The sequence below is a fragment of the Pacificoceanicola algae genome (genome assembly GCF_049341065.1).
Taxonomy (GTDB): domain Bacteria; phylum Pseudomonadota; class Alphaproteobacteria; order Rhodobacterales; family Rhodobacteraceae; genus Pacificoceanicola.
On the sequence record NZ_JBMPIX010000003.1, the window covers coordinates 1 to 16,952 of the forward strand.

Genomic DNA, 16,952 nt, shown 5'->3' on the forward strand with positions numbered 1-16,952 from the left:
CGCCGATCCTCCCATCCAACGCAGGAATTGAATCAGCCGACGCCCCTTCGATCAAGGGCGAGTTTTTCAACAAAATACGCCCGACCTGCTGGAGCAGCGAAGGCTGAACACAAGCTCGGATCGTGGCCGCTTCGGGCTGGGAACAGTCGAATGCAGATGCAGTACGTAGGGTTTTGAGCGGGGTAGGTCCGGGCTCGGAGCGGTCGTTTCCACTTCGAGCCGAACGGTTGGTTCGTCTCAACCAAAATGCGAAGGGTTGGCCCGACAAGACTTTCGAGGAACTCCGGGTACAGGTCCGACCCGGCTGAAAATGTCGGGCCGACTTTCCGGCCAGCGCTTTACCCGTCAAAGTCCACTTCTTCGACCAGACGCAGGGCGTCTTCGCGCAGGCCCGCGACGGTCATCAGGTTGGTCTCATCCGCCGTGAAGCTGCCCCAGCTTTTCACAAGGTCATCCGCTTCGGAGCCCGGCGCGATGGGGTATTCATAGTTGGCGTGGGCATAGATTTCCTGAGCTGCCGGGGTGGTCAGGAACTCCATCATCTTCAGCGCATTGTCACGGTTGGGCGCTGAGGCGGTCATTGCGACGCCCGAGATGTTCACATGGGTGCCCGAGCCTTCGAAGACGGGGAACAGGACGTTGACCGAATTGGCCCATTCTGCCTGTTCGGGGTCTTCCAGCATCTCGCCCATGTAGTAAGTGTTGCCGAGGCTGATATCGCATTCGCCGGCCCAGATCGCCTTGACCTGCGCGCGGTCGTTGCCCTGCGGTTTGCGGGCGAGGTTGGCTTTGACCCCTTCGAGCCAGGCCTTGGTGACCGCTTCGCCGTGGTGGTGCAGCATCGCTGCGACCAGCGCTACCGTGTAGGGGTGGGTGCCGGAACGGGTGCAGATGCGGCCTTTCCATTTCGGGTCGGCAAGGTCTTCGTAGGTGGTGACCTCTTCGGGCGCGACACGCTCTTTGGAGGCATAGACGATGCGGGCGCGGGTGGTCAGGCCCCACCAATGTCCATCGGGATCGTGGTAGGCGGCGGGGACGTTGGCGCGCAGCGTTTCGCTGTCGACAGCCTGGGTCACGCCGGCCTCGACCGCGGCGGCAAGACGCGCGGCATCAACCGTAAAGATCAGGTCAGCAGGCGAACGGCGGCCTTCGGCCTTGAGCCGTTCGACCATGCCTTTGTCAAGGAAGGCGACGTTGACCTTGATTCCGGTCGCTTCGGTAAAGGCGTCGGTCAGCGGCTCCAGCAATTCGGGCTGGCGATAGGAATAAACGTTCACCTCTTGCGCCAGCGCCGGGGCGGCGATGGCGAGGGTGGCAAGCGCGGTTGTGATGCGCAGGAACATTGGGGGATCTCCCTTGAGTCCGGTTTGATTTCACTGCGGGCTTTAAACCTGACCAAAACAATCAGGTCAATACCTGATAAAAACATTCACCTTTTGGAAGGGATGTCGAAACCGATCTTCATCGGCTGGGAACATAGCGCCACCTATGGCTTTGCCTATCATGAGGGGCTCGCGCAGCGCGGTTGCAGATATGAGCGGCGTCAGGACTGAAGGCGCAATGCAGGCGGCGGGGCCTTAGGTTTGGCCGCGCTTTTCCGCCAGCTTCGCGGCGTCCCACAAGGCATCCATTTCGGCCAGATTACTGTCCTCGGGGCGTTTGCCCTGCTTGGCCAGATCCGCCTCGATGGATTTGAAGCGGCGGGTGAATTTGGCGTTGGCGGCGCGCAGCGCCTCTTCGGGGTCGATGTCCAGATGGCGCGCGAGATTGGCCATGACGAACAGCAGATCGCCGAATTCCTCGTGCTGGTGCTCGGGGCTGGTGGCTTCGCGCAGCTCTTGTGCCTCTTCGACGATCTTGTCGATGACCTCATCGGTCGAAGGCCAGTCAAAGCCGACCCGCGCGGCGCGCTTTTGCAGTTTCACAGCCCGCATCAGGGCGGGCAGGCCCATGGCAACATCGTCCAGAACGCCGCCGCGCGCCTTGGCGGCGCGTTCCTGTGCCTTGATCGCCTCCCAATCGCGGGTTTGCTGTTCGGCGGATTTGTCCCGGCTTTCGTCACCAAAGACATGCGGATGCCGGGCAACCATCTTGTCCGACATGGTGTCGGCCACTTCGTCAAAGGTGAATAGCCCCGCCTCATCGGCCATTTGCGCGTGAAAGACCGACTGGAACAGCAGATCGCCCAATTCGCCCTTGAGTTCATCCCAAGCCGCACGCTCGATGGCATCGGCGACCTCGTAGGCCTCTTCGATGGTGTAGGGGGCGATGCTGGCGAAATCCTGTTCCAGATCCCAGGGGCAGCCTGTTTGCGGATCGCGCAGGCGCCGCATGATTTCCAGCAGGCGGGGCATGCCGCCCTTGGGATTGTGGATCAACTCTTCGCTCATTGCATCGGCCCCCGGATTGGCGTTTTGTCCTTTGGTGCGGGATTGAAGGCAAGGAGTCCAGAGATGGCGGTGGTGAACAGGATTGCAGGCTTTGCGGATGAGATGGCAGGCTGGCGGCGGCATCTGCATATGCACCCCGAGCTGTCCCTTGAGTGTTTTGAGACAGCCGCCTTTGTCGTGTCGCAATTGCGCAGCTTTGGCGTGGATGAAATCCACGAGGGAATCGCCACCAGCGGTGTCGTCGGGGTGATCGAAGGGCGCGGGCCGGGGCCGGTGACCGGGCTGCGCGCCGATATGGACGCCCTGCCGATGGAGGAGGGCACGGGCGCCGAATGGGCCAGCACTGTGCCCGGGCGGATGCATGCCTGCGGCCATGACGGGCATACCAGCATGCTGCTTGGGGCGGCGAAATACCTTTGCGAGACGCGCAATTTCGCGGGCAGGGTCGTGCTGATCTTTCAACCGGCCGAGGAAACCATTGGCGGCGGGCGGATCATGGTTGAAGAGGGGGTCATGGAGAGGTTCGGAGTCGAGGAGGTCTATGCCCTGCACACCGATCCCTATGGCGATCTTGGAGAGTTCCGGACCTGTCCCGGGCCGATCATGGCCGCTGTCGATGATTTCGAGATCACGGTGATTGGTAAGGGCGGCCATGCCGCCTATCCGCATGACTGCCGCGATCCGATGCCCTGCGCCTTTGCTATCGGGCAGGCGGTACAGTCCTTGGTCGCGCGTGAGGTGGACCCGCTGGGATCGCTGGTGATCTCGTTGACCATGGTGCATGGAGGTACGGCGTTCAACATCATCTCCGAAGAGGTGGTCTTGGGCGGTACCGTGCGCAGCCTTGACCCAAAGGTGCGCGATCTGGTCGAGGCGCGGATTGCAGCCATCGTGGCCGGGCAGGCGGCGAGTTACGGCGTTCAGGCTGCTCTGGATTACCGGCGGAACTATCCGCCCACGGTCAATCACGCGGCGCAGACCGAGTTTGCCGTGTCGGTGGCGCGCGAGGTCTCGCCTCTGGTTGTGGATGATCTGCCGCCTGAGATGGGGGCCGAGGATTTTTCCTATATGCTGAACGCGCGGCCGGGGTGTTTCCTGTTTCTGGGGCAGGGTAAGGGGCCTTCGGTGCATCATCCGCTGTTTGATTTCAATGACGCAGCGGCGCCTATTGGAGCCAGTTTCTTTGCGCGCGTGATTGAGAAGCGTCACGGGACGGGGTGACGCTCGTTTCTACGAAACATCGCCCCACCCACCGTCCCGCAGGGGCTTTTCATTCGGGGCGGCCAGGTGCAGGCTGAGTTTTGAAAGGAACATTCCATGCCCGTACTCAATTCCATCGCCGATATGGCCGAAGACATGACGACCTGGCGGCGCCATTTGCACCAGAACCCCGAGCTGGGCTTGGAGTGTCACAAGACAGCGGCCTTCGTGGTGGATCAGCTCAAGAACTTTGGCATCACTGATATCCACACCGGGATTGCGACAACCGGTGTGGTGGCGGTGATCGAAGGGCGCGGACCGGGACGCACGATTGGTCTGCGGGCCGATATGGATGCCTTGCCGATGGAGGATCTGTCGGGGACGGATCATGCGTCGAAGATACCGGGGATTGCCCATACCTGCGGCCATGACGGGCATACCACCATGCTGCTGGGGGCTGCGAAGTATCTGGCGGAGACGCGCAATTTTTCCGGCAAGGTCGCACTGATCTTTCAGCCTGCCGAAGAGGGCGAAGGCGGTGGGCGCATCATGGTCGAAGAGGGCATGATGGAGCGCTTCGGCATTGACGAAGTCTATGGCATCCACAACATGCCGGGCGGTGAGGTTGGGCATCTGCACACCACGCCGGGGGCGCTTTTGGCGGGGGTGGATACCTTTTACATTGATGTTCAGGGGGTCGGCGGGCATGGGGCGATGCCCTATCAGGCCAAGGACCCGGTGATGAGCGCTGTTGCCATCGTTCAGGCGCTGCAGACCATCGTCAGCCGGAATGTGAATGCACTTGACCAGTTGGTGATCACGGTGACGCAAATCCATGCCGATGGCGGGACCAACATTATCGCCGACACGGCGCGGATCGTCGGCACCCTGCGGTATTTCGACAAGGAGGTGCAGGCTCTGGCGCGGGCACGCATGGCCGAGATCGTGGAGTTTCAGCCAAAGGCTTTTGGACAAACCGCTGTGCTGACCTATGAGGAAGGCTATCCGCCAACGATCAATCACCCCGATCAGGCCAGTTTTGCCGCACAGGTGGCGCGCGAAGTGGTGGGGGCGGGCAAGGTTGACGACAAGTGCCAGCCGATCATGGCCGCCGAGGATTTCGCCTATATGCTTGAAGCGCGACCGGGGGCCTATTTGTTCTTGGGACAGGGCGATACGCCGGTCTGCCATCACCCAGAGTATGACTTCAACGACGAGATCGCCCCGGTGGGCGCCTCGTTCTTTGCCACGCTTGTGGAGCGTGCGCTACCTTTGTAAACCCTGCGCCTGAGGTTGGGCGGGCATCCTTTGCGGTGCCGCCCACCCACCCACCCACCCCGTCACCGCAAAGGATGCCGCTATGGCCTTGGAAGACGCCAAGAAACAGATCGATCACGCCTTTACCCGCGAAGACCTGAAGGGGCCGTCCTTTGAGAATGTCTTTGCCGGGGCGCCGTCGTTCCTGCGCCGCCGGTATACCAAGGATCTGGGCGGCGCGGATATCGCCGTGACCGGGCTGCCATTTGATCAGGCGGTGACCAACCGGCCCGGCACGCGCCTTGGGCCGCGCGCGATCCGTGAGGCATCGCTGTTGCAACCCTGTGATGCGCCTTATGGCTGGGGCTACGACGTGCTGAGCGAGTTTGCCATCGCCGACTATGGCGATATGGCCTTTGATTACGCGATGCCCTCGGAAGTGCCGGGGCGTGTCACCGAACACGTCGGCGGCATTCTGGCCACGGATACCGCTTGCATTGCGCTGGGGGGCGATCATTCGGTGACCCACGGGTGTTTGCGTGCCCATGCCTTGGTGCATGGGCCGCTGTCGGTGATCCAGATCGATGCCCATACGGACACCTGGGCCGATGATGATGCGGCGCGGGTCGATCATGGCACCTTTATGTACAAGGCCGCGAAAGAGGGGCTGGTGGTGCCCGAACGCTCGGTTCAGATCGGGATTCGCACCGATAATCCTGATCCGGTCGGTTTCAATATCCTCGACGCTCGGGCAGTGCATTCCCAAGGCCCCGAGGCGATTGCCGCGCAGGTCCGCGAGATTGTGGGCAATGCGCCGTGTTATCTGACTTTCGACATCGACGGGTTGGATCCGGCCTTTGCGCCCGGCACCGGCACGCCGGTCTGGGGCGGGCTGAGCAGCGCTCAAGCGGCGGTTTTGCTGCGTGGACTGGCCGGGATCGACCTGAAAGGTGGCGACGTGGTCGAGGTTTCGCCGCCCTTTGATCCGGCAGGGATCACCGCCATCGCGGGGGCGCATGTGGCGACGGAATTGCTGTGCCTCTGGGGGTGGACGCGGCGCTAGGGGCCTGTATCGGCGAAAATCCGGGGCCTGAGCCCCTTTGTCGGCGGGATTGTGTCAATTCACCGTGACCCCCTTTCAGAATCGTGCCCGCCCGTGTCATTCCAGTGGGGGGCGGACGTCAGACACTTGGAGCTTTCTCTTTGCGCATGATCTTTTTTGCGATCCTACTTCTGGTTATCGGCGCTTTGGCGTGGATCCGCTTTGCGCCCTCTGACCCGGCTGTCTGGAACGTTGACCCCATGGTGACGGCCGATCAGGATCTGACCAGCGGCGTGCGGCGACGCATCCCTGCGTCCGAGGGAACCTTCGCCCGTCTCAATGGCATCATCCTTGCCACCCCCCGCACCGAAGTTCTTGCAGGCTCACCTGAAGAGGGGCGCGTGACCTATGTCACCCGCAGCCTGTGGATGGGCTTTCCCGACTATACCACGGTTCAGCAAAACGACGGTTTGCTGGAGATCTGGGCGCGACTGCGCTTTGGTCAATCGGATATGGGGGTGAACCAGGCCCGGGTCGAAGGCTGGCTTGCGCGTCTGGCCGAGGTGCAGGCAAAGGGTTGACCCCTGCCGCGTCTTGGGCAATGGAACCGCATGATCCCAACTGAACGCCTACAGCAAATCAAGGAACGGCTGGAATACGTCGAGGCCCGTATGTCTTCGGGGGCGGGCGATATTGCCGAACTGGGCCGCGAATATTCCGAGCTGAGGCCGGTTGTGACTCAGATCGAGGAGTGGGAACAGCTTCAGGCCGATCTGGCCGAGGCCGAGGCCCTGCTCGCCGATCCTGAAATGAAGGAACTGGCGGAAGAGGAACTGCCGCTTCTGCGCGAGCGTCTGCCAATGGCCGAACGCGCCGTGCAACTGGCGCTCTTGCCGCGTGATGCGGCGGACAGCCGTCCGGCGGTTCTGGAGATTCGTCCCGGCACCGGGGGTGACGAAGCGGCCTTGTTCGCGGGCGATCTGGCCCGCATGTACCAGCGCTATGCTGAAAGCCATGGCTGGAAATGGGAGGTCATCGAAGAGCAGCTCAGCGATCTTGGCGGCCTGCGCGAACTGGTTGTCCGCATCGTTGGCGAGGGTGTCTTTGCCCGATTGAAGTTCGAGTCCGGCGTGCACCGTGTCCAGCGCGTGCCGGAAACCGAAAGCGGCGGGCGCATCCACACCTCGGCGGCGACGGTCGCAGTTCTGCCCGAGGCGCAGGATGTCGACATCAAGATCGACCCCAACGACATCCGCATCGACACCATGCGCAGTTCGGGCGCCGGCGGACAGCACGTCAACACCACGGATTCGGCTGTGCGGATCACGCATATTCCGTCCGGGATTGTCGTCACCAGCTCTGAAAAATCCCAGCACCGCAACCGCGAGATCGCCATGCAGGTCTTGCGCGCGCGGCTCTATGACGCCGAACGCCAGAAGATCGACAATGAACGTGCCTCGGACCGAAAGTCTCAGGTCGGGAGCGGCGATCGCAGTGAACGCATCCGCACCTACAACTTTCCGCAGGGGCGCATGACCGATCACCGGATCGGGTTGACGCTGTACCGGCTGGATCAGATCCTTCAGGGCGATCTGGATGAAATCATCGATGCGCTGACCTCGGAACATCAGGCGGCACAACTGGCCGAGATGGAGCACTAGGATGCGCGGGGCCGAACTGGTGGCGCGCGGCACTGCGACGCTGATCGAGGCCGAGGTGCCCGATGCAGGCCGCGACGCGCGGCGGCTGCTGGCGCATGTGCTCAAGGTTCCGCCGGGTCGCCTGACGCTGTTCCTGCCCGAAGAGGTCGATCCCGAACTCGAAGTGATCTTTAACGTCATGATCCAGCGCCGGGCCGAACGCATGCCGGTCAGCCATCTGACCGGTCGGCGGCTGTTCTACGGGCGTGAGTTCCTTGTCACGCCCGAAGTGCTGGACCCGCGCCCCGAAACCGAAACCCTGATCGAAGCCGCGCTTGCCGAACCTTTTGCCAGCGTTCTGGATATTGGCACAGGATCGGGCTGCATCCTGTTGACGCTTTTGGCTGAGCGTGACAGGGCCGTGGGCGTCGGGACGGACATCAGCCCGGCGGCGCTGAACGTCGCGTTCTGGAACCGGAACGCGCTGAAACTGGAGGGCAGGGCTGATCTGCGAACCGGCAGCTGGTACGCGCCTTTGGACAAGGACGACCAGTTCGATCTGATCGTTTCGAACCCGCCTTATATTGCCCTGCACGAAATGGCCCATCTGTCCCCCGAAGTGCGCGATCACGAGCCGCGCCTGGCCCTGACCGATGAGGCTGACGGCCTTCAGGCCTATCACGCGATCTGTGCCGGTGTGATGCGCTGTCTCGCCCCCGGCGGACGGCTGCTGGTCGAGATCGGCCCGACGCAGAGCGCCGAAGTGGCCTCCCTGATGACGGCGGCGGGCCTGCGCGGAATCGCTGTAATTCCCGACCTTGATGGCCGTGATCGTGTGGTCGTGGCCACTCATCCGGGGCAAACTGGCTGAAAACCGCATCAAATCCGCATAATCGGGGCATTTCTCCTTGCCCAATACGCAGATTCTATGTTTAGAAGCACATGTCGAGAAGCTTGATCGTAACTTTTGCGGTCGCGCCCGACGTCAAGCCAACATTCAGGTGACCCCTAAATTGAACTGGCGCAGGATGCGCCGTGGTGGTCACGAAACAGTCGAAAAGCAGGCTGGATATCTTAAATATGCGATCTTCCAAATCTCGTTCGCGGAACAAGAACAACCGCAACCGTAACAATAGCAATACCCTTGGTAATGTTGTGAACCGCGTGTTCGACAGCAATGGCCCCGAGGGTAAGGTTCGCGGCACGCCGCAACAGATCATCGACAAGTACAACCAGCTCTCGCGCGACTCGGCGCTTGGCAATGACCGGGTGGCCACTGAAAACTTTCAGCAGCACGCCGAACATTACCTGCGCTTGCTGAGCGAAGCCCAAAAAGAGATGGACGCCAAACGCGAAGCGCAAGAGCGCGAAAATCGCGAAAGGCAGGCTCAGCGGGATCGCGAACGCACCGACCGCGACGTGCCACGAGGTCGGCGCGACGATGAAGGCGGACAGCCCGAAGTGTCCAATGCTCCGGCGGGCACCGGCGAACAGCCCGGCTCGGGCGATCAACCGGACGTCTATGATCTGACGGCTGAGGCAGAAGATGATGGCCCGGGTCTGGTCGATACTCCGGAATCGCGCAATGCGCCGCGGCCTGTGGCCGAGGCCCAACCCGCTGCCGAGGCTCAGCCCAAAGCTGCTGCCGAGGCCCCGGCCAAACCGAAAAAACCGCGCGCCCCGCGCAAACCCCGTGCCAAGAAACCAGCGGAAGCCACCTCCGAGGCACCGGCTGCTCCTGCCTCGGGCGATGCATCGGACGCGGCTGAATAAGCACCCAAGGCTGACTTCTAAATGCAAAAGCCGCGCGGAACCTCCGCGCGGCTTTTTTGCCGTCCCATCAGGGAAACGTCAGCCCGAGGCCAAGCTCCGCGCCAAGGCACAGAACCCCTCCAGCGGCACACGCTCGGCGCGTTCCGTCGGCGCGATCCCAACGGCTGTCAGATGATCCTCGATATCCGGCGCAAGCCCCTTGAGCGCCGCGCGCAGCATCTTGCGCCGCTGGTTGAAAGCGGTGGCAACAACGCGTTCAAGCACCTTTGGATCGGCGGGATAACGCGGCTCGGGCAGGGCGGTGAAATGAACCACCGCGCTGCTGACCTTGGGGGCAGGGGTAAAGGCCTCGGGGGGCAAGTGCAGGGCAATCCGCGCATCCGTGCGCCATTGCGACAGAATCGCCAGCCGCCCATACGCCTTGGACCCCGGCTGCGCGACGATCCGTTCCGCGACCTCTTTCTGAAACATCAGCGTCAGCGACGACCAGAACGGCGGCCAGACCTCTGGCGTCAACCAGCGCACCAACAGTTCGGTGCCGACATTGTACGGCAGGTTGGCACAGATCGCGATGGGCGGGCTCAGATGCGCTAGCGGATCGATCTTCAGGGCGTCGCCCTCGATCACCTCAAGCCGACCAGGATAGGCGCGCGCGATCTGTTCCAGCGCGGGCAAGCATCTCGAGTCCTTCTCGATGGCAAGAACCTTGCGCGCCCCTTCCGCCAACAGCCCTCGGGTCAGCCCGCCCGGGCCGGGGCCGACCTCGATCACATCAGTGCCGGACAGATCTCCCGCAATCCGCGCGATCCGGGACGTCAGGTTCAGGTCCAGCAAAAAGTTTTGCCCCAAAGCTTTGCGTGCGCGCAGCTCATACGTCGCGATCACATCGCGCAGGGGGGGCAGGTCATCAATCGCGCTCATGGTTTCACTGGTCCAAAAATATCCCGGGGGAGGCGCCTTGGCGCCGGGGGCAGAGCCCCCTTATACAGTGCCGCCCGCCATGGTCCACGCCAGACGCAAAGCCGCCAAGGTCGAAGAAGGATTCGCCTGCCCGGTTCCGGCGATGTCAAAGGCGGTGCCATGGTCGGGCGAGGTGCGGACAAAGGGCAGGCCAAGCGTCACGTTCACCCCGCGGTCGAAATCCAGCGTCTTGATCGGGATCAGCGCCTGATCGTGGTACATGCAAACCGCCACGTCATAGCGCGCGCGCGCGGCGGCGTGGAACATGGTGTCGGCGGGCAAGGGGCCTGCAATCTGCATCCCCTCGGCGCGCAGCCGGTCCAGCACCGGGGTGATCACCTGCGCCTCTTCCAGTCCCATGCGCCCGCCTTCTCCGGCGTGCGGGTTCAGCCCGGCCACGGCGATACGTGGGTTGGCAATGCCAAAGCGCGCCTGCATGGCCTGATGGGTGATGCGCAACCGCCGCTCCAGCAGGTCCGGCGTCAGCGCCAAGGCGACGGCGGACAAGGGAATGTGAATGGTGACGGGCACCACGCGTAGCATGTCCGAGGCCAGCATCATCACCACCTCATCAGCGTCCGCCAGATGCGCCAGAAACTCGGTATGACCGGGATAGGCAAAGCCCGCGCCTTCGGCCAGCGCCTGCTTGTGGATTGGCAGGGTGCAAAGAGCCGAGGCCGCACCAGAGGTGACCTGCGCCACACCCGCCTCGATCGCGGCGATCACGCCTTTGGCGTGGGTGGGCTGCGCCTGTCCCGGCACGCGTAGGCCGTCAAACGTCATAGGCAGCACTGGCAGGGCCCGCGCGCCTGTTTCGGCGGCCTCGGCCGGGCTGGCGATCACGGAATGCGGGACGCTGCCGGGCAGATGGCGAGGATCGCCGATCCAGTAAAAGGGCAAGGCGCCGCGCAGCGCCCGCCAACAGGATTCGATGATTTCCGGGCCGATCCCGGCCGGTTCGCCGCAACTGACGGCGATCGGGGCCGGGGTCATTTCTGAACGATGCGGGAGTCGGCGCGCAATTGCGCGAGATAACCGTCTGCCAGTGCCGTAAGACGGCGATTTCGCAGACCCAGGGTGAATTCCTGACGGTCCACGTCCTCGGCAATCTTGTTGGTGCGCCCGCAGAGCATCAGGAACACCAGCGTCTGGCCATTGGCCCGGGTCAGCGCGGTCGATACTTCGCCAGCGTCCAGTTTGGACAGCTCATAGGCGATATCCGTGGGGATCTCTGCCGGGGGCAGGGTGCCGCGTTCCAGTACTTCGGCGGGCTGGCCCTTGGCGATACCATAAAGGTCGTCGCAGCGATCAACGCGGCCCTGAAGCACGCGTGCCTTGGCCAGCGTTTCCTCGGACCGGCCACCGGGCATGTAGTAGGCGGCGTAATCGATCGAGGAGATCTCGGGCGCGCTATAGCCGGTTTCCTCGATGTCGCGCAGTTGGAACAGCGCGATGGCATTGGGGATCGGCAGCGGGTCGGTCACTTCACCGGGCTTCAACGCCAGCACAAGCGGTTGCAGAACCGGCGGCAGTTCCTTGATGTCCCGCCAAGGCAGACGCCCGCCGTTGCCGCGAGACGGTGTTGCCGAATAGCGCCGCGCTTCGGCAGAAAACTCCGAGGTGGATGTCATCTGGGAAATCCGGGCAGCGCGGGCGCGAACGGTCTCTTCCTGTTGCGGGGGCATCGGCATGATGATTTCCGACAAGAGCACCCGCACGCTGCTGCCCGAGCCATCGGCGGCCAGGGCACGGTCCACTTCATCTTCCGAGACCGTGGCGCGCCCGGCAAAGCGCTGACGCACCAACATCCGCCAAGCCAGACCGGCCTTGACGAAATCGCGGAAGGTTTCGGCCGAGACATTGTTGGCCTCCAGCACCTTGATGAATTCGTCGCGGGACAGATTGGCGCGCTCGGCAAATTCCGACATGCCTTCGAGGATCTCTTCGCCCGAGGGGCGGACACCGGCTTCAAACGAGGCCTGAAGCCGCAGCCGGTCGTCGATCAACTGTTCGCGGGCCAGCTTTTGCAGATCGCCCGGCGCGTTCAGAAGGCGCAGCATTTCGGCGCGCTGTTGCAGTTCATACCCGGTGATGACCAGATCATTCACGATGATGGCGGGCGAAAACAGCCCCTGCGCCTGAACCTGAACGGCGCCGACTGGCGCAATGGCCAAGGTCACGGCTGTTGCCAGCCTGGCAAGGAAGCGGGTCATTGATTGCATGTGCGTCGATACTCCTTGGCGCTGCCGCTGGTGCCGAAGCCCTGTAGCGCGACAGTCAGGTCGAAATCCGTGCTTGGTTCAAGATTGGTAGCGGATGCATAGCGGCGCTGCACCCCGAAATCCACCTGAACGCATTCATTGCGGTATTGCAGGCCCAGCCCGACGCGGTCAAGGTTGCGTTTGGCCAGATCATAGCGCCACTCGGTCGATCCGGTCCAATGGCGCGAAAACCGGTAGCTGCCGTCAAAGGTCCATTCGGATTGGGCGTCAGGACGGTCTTCGGCGGGGTCCGTTACCAAAAGAACATAAGACGCGCCAAGCTCCATCCGTGTATTGGACCAGCCTGCGCGGGCCTCGGCCTTGGAAAAGCGCAGGGACTCATCCAGAAGGCCGCGCGCCACAAGGTTCAGGCCGGACTGATGGGCAAAGCGTCCGGCGATCAACCAGTCGCTAGTGCTGCCGGACAGGCCCGAGGACCGGCTGAACTCCGGGTCAGCGTCGTCCCGCCAAACTTTGCCAAAGGTCAATGCCGCCGACCAGCCAGAGGGCGCCTGATGCATCCAGCGCAGGCCGGCAGCCAGCGTGCGGCCATGTTCGCGCCGATCTGCGGCGGGAAAGCGCGACAGCGACAGCAGGTTGGCTTCGTCAAATTCGACCCGTGTGCTTTCGTCATTTGGGTTGCCCGGGCGCGTGCCGCCGACCCAGCCAAATTGCAGCAATGGTTCGATCAGGGTGCGCCCGCCGCCCGCGCCTTGTTTCTGGAAGGGCCAGCGCAATTCCAGCGCCACGCCCGGCGTCGCGCGAGACACGTCAGCGACCGATGTGATGTCCTGCCGCGTGCTGTAGCGATCCAGCCAGAGATGTGTGGACACCCCGGCGCGAATCCCGCCCGGCAAAGTCCAGCGACGGCGCCAGCTGGCCTCGGCATTGATGCGGTTGACGTCGCGCCCGTCTACGTCGGTATCTGCATCCGCGCTGTCGAAGGGAATCGAGGAATAGCGAAAATGGCCATGGGCCTCGGCGGACAGCCGCAGCTCGCCACCCAGCAGGCTGGGAAACTGGCGCCGTTCCATGCGCGCGAAGCCGACGATCGTGGGCTGCGTGTCGTTGTTTTCGGAGGTGCGCAGGGATTGGTAATGCACCAGCCCGGCCTCAATGAATTCGTCCCGACGCACGCGGGTCAGCGTCATGGTGCTGTCCAGACGGTCCGCCCCGGTCACGTCATAGTCGTTCAGGTACGAAGTGTCCGATGTGGTCTTGAGATCAAATTCCAGCTTGAAGTCACGTTTGAGGTCAAAGGCACCCTCGGCAAACAGGTATCCGCGCGCCTCGTCCGGACGCAGGGTGTCGCTGGACAGCGCGCCGGTCAGTTGCAGATCGCCGTTGCGAAAGGCCTGCCGATAGCGGAACTCAAGCGTGCGGGTCTTGGGTGACAGGTAAGGGGTCAGCGTGATGTCGCGGTGATCGCCAATCGGGATGAAGTAAGGGATCTTGATCCCGAACCCCAAAAGCGTCGAACTGCGCAGCGAGGGGATCATGAAGCCGCGGGCGCGTTTGAGCGTGGGGTCCGGCAGACGCATGCGCGGCAGGTAAAAGATCGGGACATCCAAAACGCGCAGTTGGGCGTTGTCGAAATAAAGCTGCCGTTCTTGCTGGTCATGCACCACGCGGCTGGCGCGAATTTGCCAGAGCGGGGCGCTGTCATCGCCGCAGACCTGACAGGAAGTGACGGCCACGCGCGACAGTTGCGTGTAGCGGCCTTCGACGCGGCGGGCTTCGACCGCGGCCAGTTGCAGCTGCTGGTCCATGATCATGCGCGCACCGCGCAGCAGGCCGTTGCGCAGGCCCTGATCCAGCGTTGCGTCATCGGCCAGAAGAATGTTGCCGGCTTCGTCCGTGATGCGGATCGGGCCTTCGATGGTCAGGGTGTCGCTGTCGCGGTCATAGGTGATGCGCGTGGCGATCAGGCGGACGCCTTCATGCAGCGCCTCGACATTGCCCGTGGCGATCAGCAGCGCTTCGTTTTCGACATAGACCTGATCGGCGATCAGCAAGGCGGGCGTGCTGGGCGCAGTCGTATCGTCCTGCGCCAAGGAGGGCAGGGCCGAGACCAGAAGAAAGGCCAAGATATGGAGAAGACGAGTCATCCATCCTCCATATGCAGTATCAACCCCAGTGCAAGCAAGACCGAGGCGACCGGCGGCACCCAAGCGGCCAACAGCGGCGACAACTGGCCGTTCTCACCAAGGATCTGTGCAAAGTTGCGGACATAGTACAATCCAAAGCCCAACAGCACGGCTGACAGCACCGATACACCGGTGCGGCCAAGGCGGGTGGGGCGCATGGTAAAGGCGGCGCCGATCATCATCATGGCGACCAGAAACAGCGGGCGGGCCAGTTCCATATTCATCCAGACAATATGGCGCCGCGCAGAAAAACCTGCCTCTTCAAGGCTCAGGATAAAGGCAGGCAGATCCCAGATGGCGATGGCGGACGGTTTGCCGAACCTGTCACGAATGCTGTCCTTGGTCAGGGTAGAGGGCAGCGAAAGGCTGTCGTGGGTCTTGGACCCGGCTTCGGGGTTGAGACCCGCTGCCAAGGGCCACGCCTTGGCGTTGGTGAGCAACCATTCGCCGTCCATAAGCTCGGCCTGCTCGGCAATAATCCGCTGCACTGCGCTGCCACCGGGGGCGTAGACAACGAAACTGACGTCGAAAAGAACGGTCGCCTCGGCGTTTGCGCGGGCGGCGCGGATCACCGATTGGCCTTTGGGTCCACCCTGACGCAGCCAAAGCCCTTCCGGGCCAATGGACATGGCGGACGCGCCGCCATTCTCATAGGTTTCGCGCAGGTCCGAGTAGCGTTTCGACGTCGCCGCGACGATCGGGTTCATCATCGCCACGACCAGTCCGCCAATGATCAACGCCACAACCACCGGAGCCATCAGCGCTGTCAGGCCGGACCGCCCGGCGGCGCGCGCTACAACCAGTTCAGAGGACCGCGCAAGGCCAAGGAACAGTGCCACGGTCGACAGGATCATCACCAGAGGCAAGATCTGGTACAGCCCTTCGGGCAGTTTCAGAGCCACCAGTTGCAAAAGTTGCCCCAGTGTTGGATCGCCGTCGATTCGGCGCATTTCGTCCATCAGGTCAACAAAGGCCTGAAACAGCGCGAAAACCGCGAGGATCGACAGGAAAAGCCAAAGGAAGCGGCGGGCAAAGTAATAGTGCAGCGTCATGCGGGCACCTCTTGCGCGGTGCCGCGTTTGGGCCGATAGGGGCGGCTGGCTTGCCGGAGCAGGGCGCAGACAATCGCAATACCGACGAGGCTGGGCAGATAGACCAAAGGCCAAAGGGCAGGATCGCCGCGAACCGGGTCTGTCACAGCGCTTTCAACCGTCTTCACCAGAACCAGCAGGAAAATCGCCCCGACGATTTGGCGGGTGACACCAAAACGCGAATAGCCGCCGACCATCAATCCGGAAAAGCCCATCAGCGCCGCGACGATGCACAGCAGCGGCCCCTGAAAACGCATGTGCGCCTCTTCGAGCACTTCGCCGGGCGATTCATTGGCCTCGACGGCGACGGCATCGGTTTGCGTCAAAAGTTCCCATGTGGGGATGTAGTTGACCTTGCGGCGCCCGCGGCTGGCCTGCGTCACCAGCCCTGAGACATCATAGACGAGATCAGTGAAATTGGTGGTTGAAAGCCGCTCGGTTTCAAGATTCAGCGTTTGCGCCATCCCTGCCAGCATGGCCAGTTTGGGCCCGGCGTCGTCGCGCAAAAGGTATGCCTTTTCAGCGGTATAGGTCACTTCGCGCCCAGCCTGCCTGCGGTCGGACAAGAGGACATCGCGCAATTCGCCGGTTTCGGTGATGTCGCGGATATAGAAGGTCACGCCCTGCGTTGGATGCAAAAAAGCGCCTTCACGCAGCAGGCGCGCGCTGAGCGAGCCGGAAATCTCGCGCTCGCGCAGGCGCAGCTGTTCCAGAGAGGCGGGAACCAGAATATGGGTCAGGATTGCCATCATCAGGGCGATCAGAATGCCGAAGAATAGCACCGGCCGTGCCATCCTCCACGGCGAAAACCCGACCGATTGCAGCACCGTCAGTTCCGAGTCGCCGGTCAGTCGATTGGTGACATAGACCGCTGCGGCAAAGCCAGCCATCGGCACCACAAGGGCGATCACCGAGGGCAAGGAAAGGGCTGAAAATTCGAGGAACACGCCAGCTGAATGGCCATCCGCAATGAGTCTGTCGAAAAGGACCACAGCCCGATTGACCCAGTAGACCGAGACAAGCACCAGGGCGAAAAATCCGAACAACACCATCAATTGCGACAGCATGTACCTGTCGAATCTTTGCACTTCGGGCCCCTTACCACCTGAACTTTCCGTTTCATCTCTACCGGATCGGCGCGCGCGGGGAAAGCTGACTCTGGTCATTGCGCGCGGGCAGGGCTACCTCTTG

At 62.5% G+C, this 16,952-nt stretch carries 15 protein-coding genes; 7 read left to right on the forward strand and 8 right to left on the reverse strand.

The genetic code is table 11. The features are described 5' to 3' along the window. Positions 1 to 338 precede the first annotated feature (338 nt). Together ACOYQJ_RS04860 and mazG are read right to left on the reverse strand one after the other, a co-directional pair. Positions 339 to 1,343 (reverse strand): Fe(3+) ABC transporter substrate-binding protein, encoded by a 1,005-nt coding sequence (locus ACOYQJ_RS04860; RefSeq protein WP_422904887.1) that lies wholly within the window; start codon positions 1,341 to 1,343, stop codon positions 339 to 341. 234 nt (positions 1,344 to 1,577) lie between these two features. Beyond that, positions 1,578 to 2,390 (reverse strand): nucleoside triphosphate pyrophosphohydrolase, encoded by an 813-nt coding sequence (gene mazG, locus ACOYQJ_RS04865; protein ID WP_422904888.1) that lies wholly within the window; start codon positions 2,388 to 2,390, stop codon positions 1,578 to 1,580. Positions 2,391 to 2,453: 63 nt separating this feature from the next. On the opposite strand from mazG, the gene ACOYQJ_RS04870 reads away from it, so the two are divergent. The 7 genes from ACOYQJ_RS04870 (at position 2,454) to ACOYQJ_RS04900 (ending at position 9,302) form a co-directional block, all read left to right on the forward strand. Then, positions 2,454 to 3,611, forward strand: a complete 1,158-nt coding sequence (locus ACOYQJ_RS04870) for a M20 aminoacylase family protein (protein ID WP_422904889.1) — start codon at positions 2,454 to 2,456, stop codon at positions 3,609 to 3,611. A gap of 96 nt (positions 3,612 to 3,707) precedes the next feature. Further along, positions 3,708 to 4,868, forward strand: a complete 1,161-nt coding sequence (locus tag ACOYQJ_RS04875; protein ID WP_422904890.1) for a M20 aminoacylase family protein — start codon at positions 3,708 to 3,710, stop codon at positions 4,866 to 4,868. Positions 4,869 to 4,950: 82 nt separating this feature from the next. Further along, positions 4,951 to 5,910, forward strand: coding sequence for an agmatinase (gene speB / locus ACOYQJ_RS04880; RefSeq protein ID WP_422904891.1), 960 nt, complete (start codon positions 4,951 to 4,953; stop codon positions 5,908 to 5,910). A 146-nt stretch (positions 5,911 to 6,056) separates the two neighbouring features. Then, positions 6,057 to 6,470, forward strand: coding sequence for a DUF1499 domain-containing protein (locus ACOYQJ_RS04885; RefSeq protein ID WP_422904892.1), 414 nt, complete (start codon positions 6,057 to 6,059; stop codon positions 6,468 to 6,470). Positions 6,471 to 6,500: 30 nt separating this feature from the next. Continuing rightward, on the forward strand, positions 6,501 to 7,550 hold the full coding sequence (gene prfA / locus ACOYQJ_RS04890; protein WP_422904893.1) for a peptide chain release factor 1: 1,050 nt from the start codon (positions 6,501 to 6,503) through the stop codon (positions 7,548 to 7,550). Position 7,551: 1 nt separating this feature from the next. Further along, positions 7,552 to 8,400, forward strand: a complete 849-nt coding sequence (gene prmC / locus ACOYQJ_RS04895) for a peptide chain release factor N(5)-glutamine methyltransferase (RefSeq protein ID WP_422904894.1) — start codon at positions 7,552 to 7,554, stop codon at positions 8,398 to 8,400. Positions 8,401 to 8,609: 209 nt separating this feature from the next. Further along, positions 8,610 to 9,302 carry a DUF4167 domain-containing protein gene (locus ACOYQJ_RS04900; RefSeq protein WP_422904895.1) on the forward strand — a complete coding sequence of 231 codons (693 nt, stop codon included), beginning with the start codon at positions 8,610 to 8,612 and terminating at the stop codon, positions 9,300 to 9,302. A 78-nt stretch (positions 9,303 to 9,380) separates the two neighbouring features. Here ACOYQJ_RS04900 and rsmA read toward each other — a convergent pair whose 3' ends face one another. From rsmA to lptF, 6 genes are read right to left on the reverse strand one after another with little or no spacing between them, the layout of a single operon-like run. Beyond that, on the reverse strand, positions 9,381 to 10,223 hold the full coding sequence (rsmA, locus tag ACOYQJ_RS04905) for a 16S rRNA (adenine(1518)-N(6)/adenine(1519)-N(6))-dimethyltransferase RsmA (RefSeq protein ID WP_422904896.1): 843 nt from the start codon (positions 10,221 to 10,223) through the stop codon (positions 9,381 to 9,383). Positions 10,224 to 10,283: 60 nt separating this feature from the next. Then, complete coding sequence (pdxA, locus tag ACOYQJ_RS04910; RefSeq protein ID WP_422904897.1) at positions 10,284 to 11,255, reverse strand: 4-hydroxythreonine-4-phosphate dehydrogenase PdxA; 972 nt, start codon at positions 11,253 to 11,255, stop codon at positions 10,284 to 10,286. Then, positions 11,252 to 12,484 (reverse strand): peptidylprolyl isomerase, encoded by a 1,233-nt coding sequence (locus ACOYQJ_RS04915; RefSeq protein WP_422904898.1) that lies wholly within the window; start codon positions 12,482 to 12,484, stop codon positions 11,252 to 11,254. The genes pdxA and ACOYQJ_RS04915 overlap by 4 nt, the downstream gene beginning before the upstream one ends. After that, on the reverse strand, positions 12,472 to 14,631 hold the full coding sequence (locus ACOYQJ_RS04920) for an LPS-assembly protein LptD (protein WP_422904899.1): 2,160 nt from the start codon (positions 14,629 to 14,631) through the stop codon (positions 12,472 to 12,474). The genes ACOYQJ_RS04915 and ACOYQJ_RS04920 overlap by 13 nt, the downstream gene beginning before the upstream one ends. Then, on the reverse strand, positions 14,628 to 15,722 hold the full coding sequence (lptG, locus tag ACOYQJ_RS04925; RefSeq protein WP_422904900.1) for an LPS export ABC transporter permease LptG: 1,095 nt from the start codon (positions 15,720 to 15,722) through the stop codon (positions 14,628 to 14,630). The genes ACOYQJ_RS04920 and lptG overlap by 4 nt, the downstream gene beginning before the upstream one ends. Continuing rightward, a complete protein-coding gene (gene lptF / locus ACOYQJ_RS04930) occupies positions 15,719 to 16,828 on the reverse strand; it encodes an LPS export ABC transporter permease LptF (RefSeq protein WP_422905309.1) in 1,110 nt (369 codons plus the stop codon). Before lptF ends, lptG begins: the two co-directional genes overlap by 4 nt. Between the last annotated feature and the right edge of the window lie 124 nt (positions 16,829 to 16,952).

What these genes read in the sequence shown, in the direction of transcription:
- ACOYQJ_RS04860 (WP_422904887.1), bottom strand. Translation starts at nt 1,343, where the DNA reads ATGTTCCTGCGCATCACAACCGCGCTTGCCACCCTCGCCATCGCCGCC.
- mazG (WP_422904888.1), bottom strand. Translation starts at nt 2,390, where the DNA reads ATGAGCGAAGAGTTGATCCACAATCCCAAGGGCGGCATGCCCCGCCTG.
- ACOYQJ_RS04870 (WP_422904889.1), top strand. Translation starts at nt 2,454, where the DNA reads ATGGCGGTGGTGAACAGGATTGCAGGCTTTGCGGATGAGATGGCAGGC.
- ACOYQJ_RS04875 (WP_422904890.1), top strand. Translation starts at nt 3,708, where the DNA reads ATGCCCGTACTCAATTCCATCGCCGATATGGCCGAAGACATGACGACC.
- speB (WP_422904891.1), top strand. Translation starts at nt 4,951, where the DNA reads ATGGCCTTGGAAGACGCCAAGAAACAGATCGATCACGCCTTTACCCGC.
- ACOYQJ_RS04885 (WP_422904892.1), top strand. Translation starts at nt 6,057, where the DNA reads ATGATCTTTTTTGCGATCCTACTTCTGGTTATCGGCGCTTTGGCGTGG.
- prfA (WP_422904893.1), top strand. Translation starts at nt 6,501, where the DNA reads ATGATCCCAACTGAACGCCTACAGCAAATCAAGGAACGGCTGGAATAC.
- prmC (WP_422904894.1), top strand. Translation starts at nt 7,552, where the DNA reads ATGCGCGGGGCCGAACTGGTGGCGCGCGGCACTGCGACGCTGATCGAG.
- ACOYQJ_RS04900 (WP_422904895.1), top strand. Translation starts at nt 8,610, where the DNA reads ATGCGATCTTCCAAATCTCGTTCGCGGAACAAGAACAACCGCAACCGT.
- rsmA (WP_422904896.1), bottom strand. Translation starts at nt 10,223, where the DNA reads ATGAGCGCGATTGATGACCTGCCCCCCCTGCGCGATGTGATCGCGACG.
- pdxA (WP_422904897.1), bottom strand. Translation starts at nt 11,255, where the DNA reads ATGACCCCGGCCCCGATCGCCGTCAGTTGCGGCGAACCGGCCGGGATC.
- ACOYQJ_RS04915 (WP_422904898.1), bottom strand. Translation starts at nt 12,484, where the DNA reads ATGCAATCAATGACCCGCTTCCTTGCCAGGCTGGCAACAGCCGTGACC.
- ACOYQJ_RS04920 (WP_422904899.1), bottom strand. Translation starts at nt 14,631, where the DNA reads ATGACTCGTCTTCTCCATATCTTGGCCTTTCTTCTGGTCTCGGCCCTG.
- lptG (WP_422904900.1), bottom strand. Translation starts at nt 15,722, where the DNA reads ATGACGCTGCACTATTACTTTGCCCGCCGCTTCCTTTGGCTTTTCCTG.
- lptF (WP_422905309.1), bottom strand. Translation starts at nt 16,828, where the DNA reads ATGCTGTCGCAATTGATGGTGTTGTTCGGATTTTTCGCCCTGGTGCTT.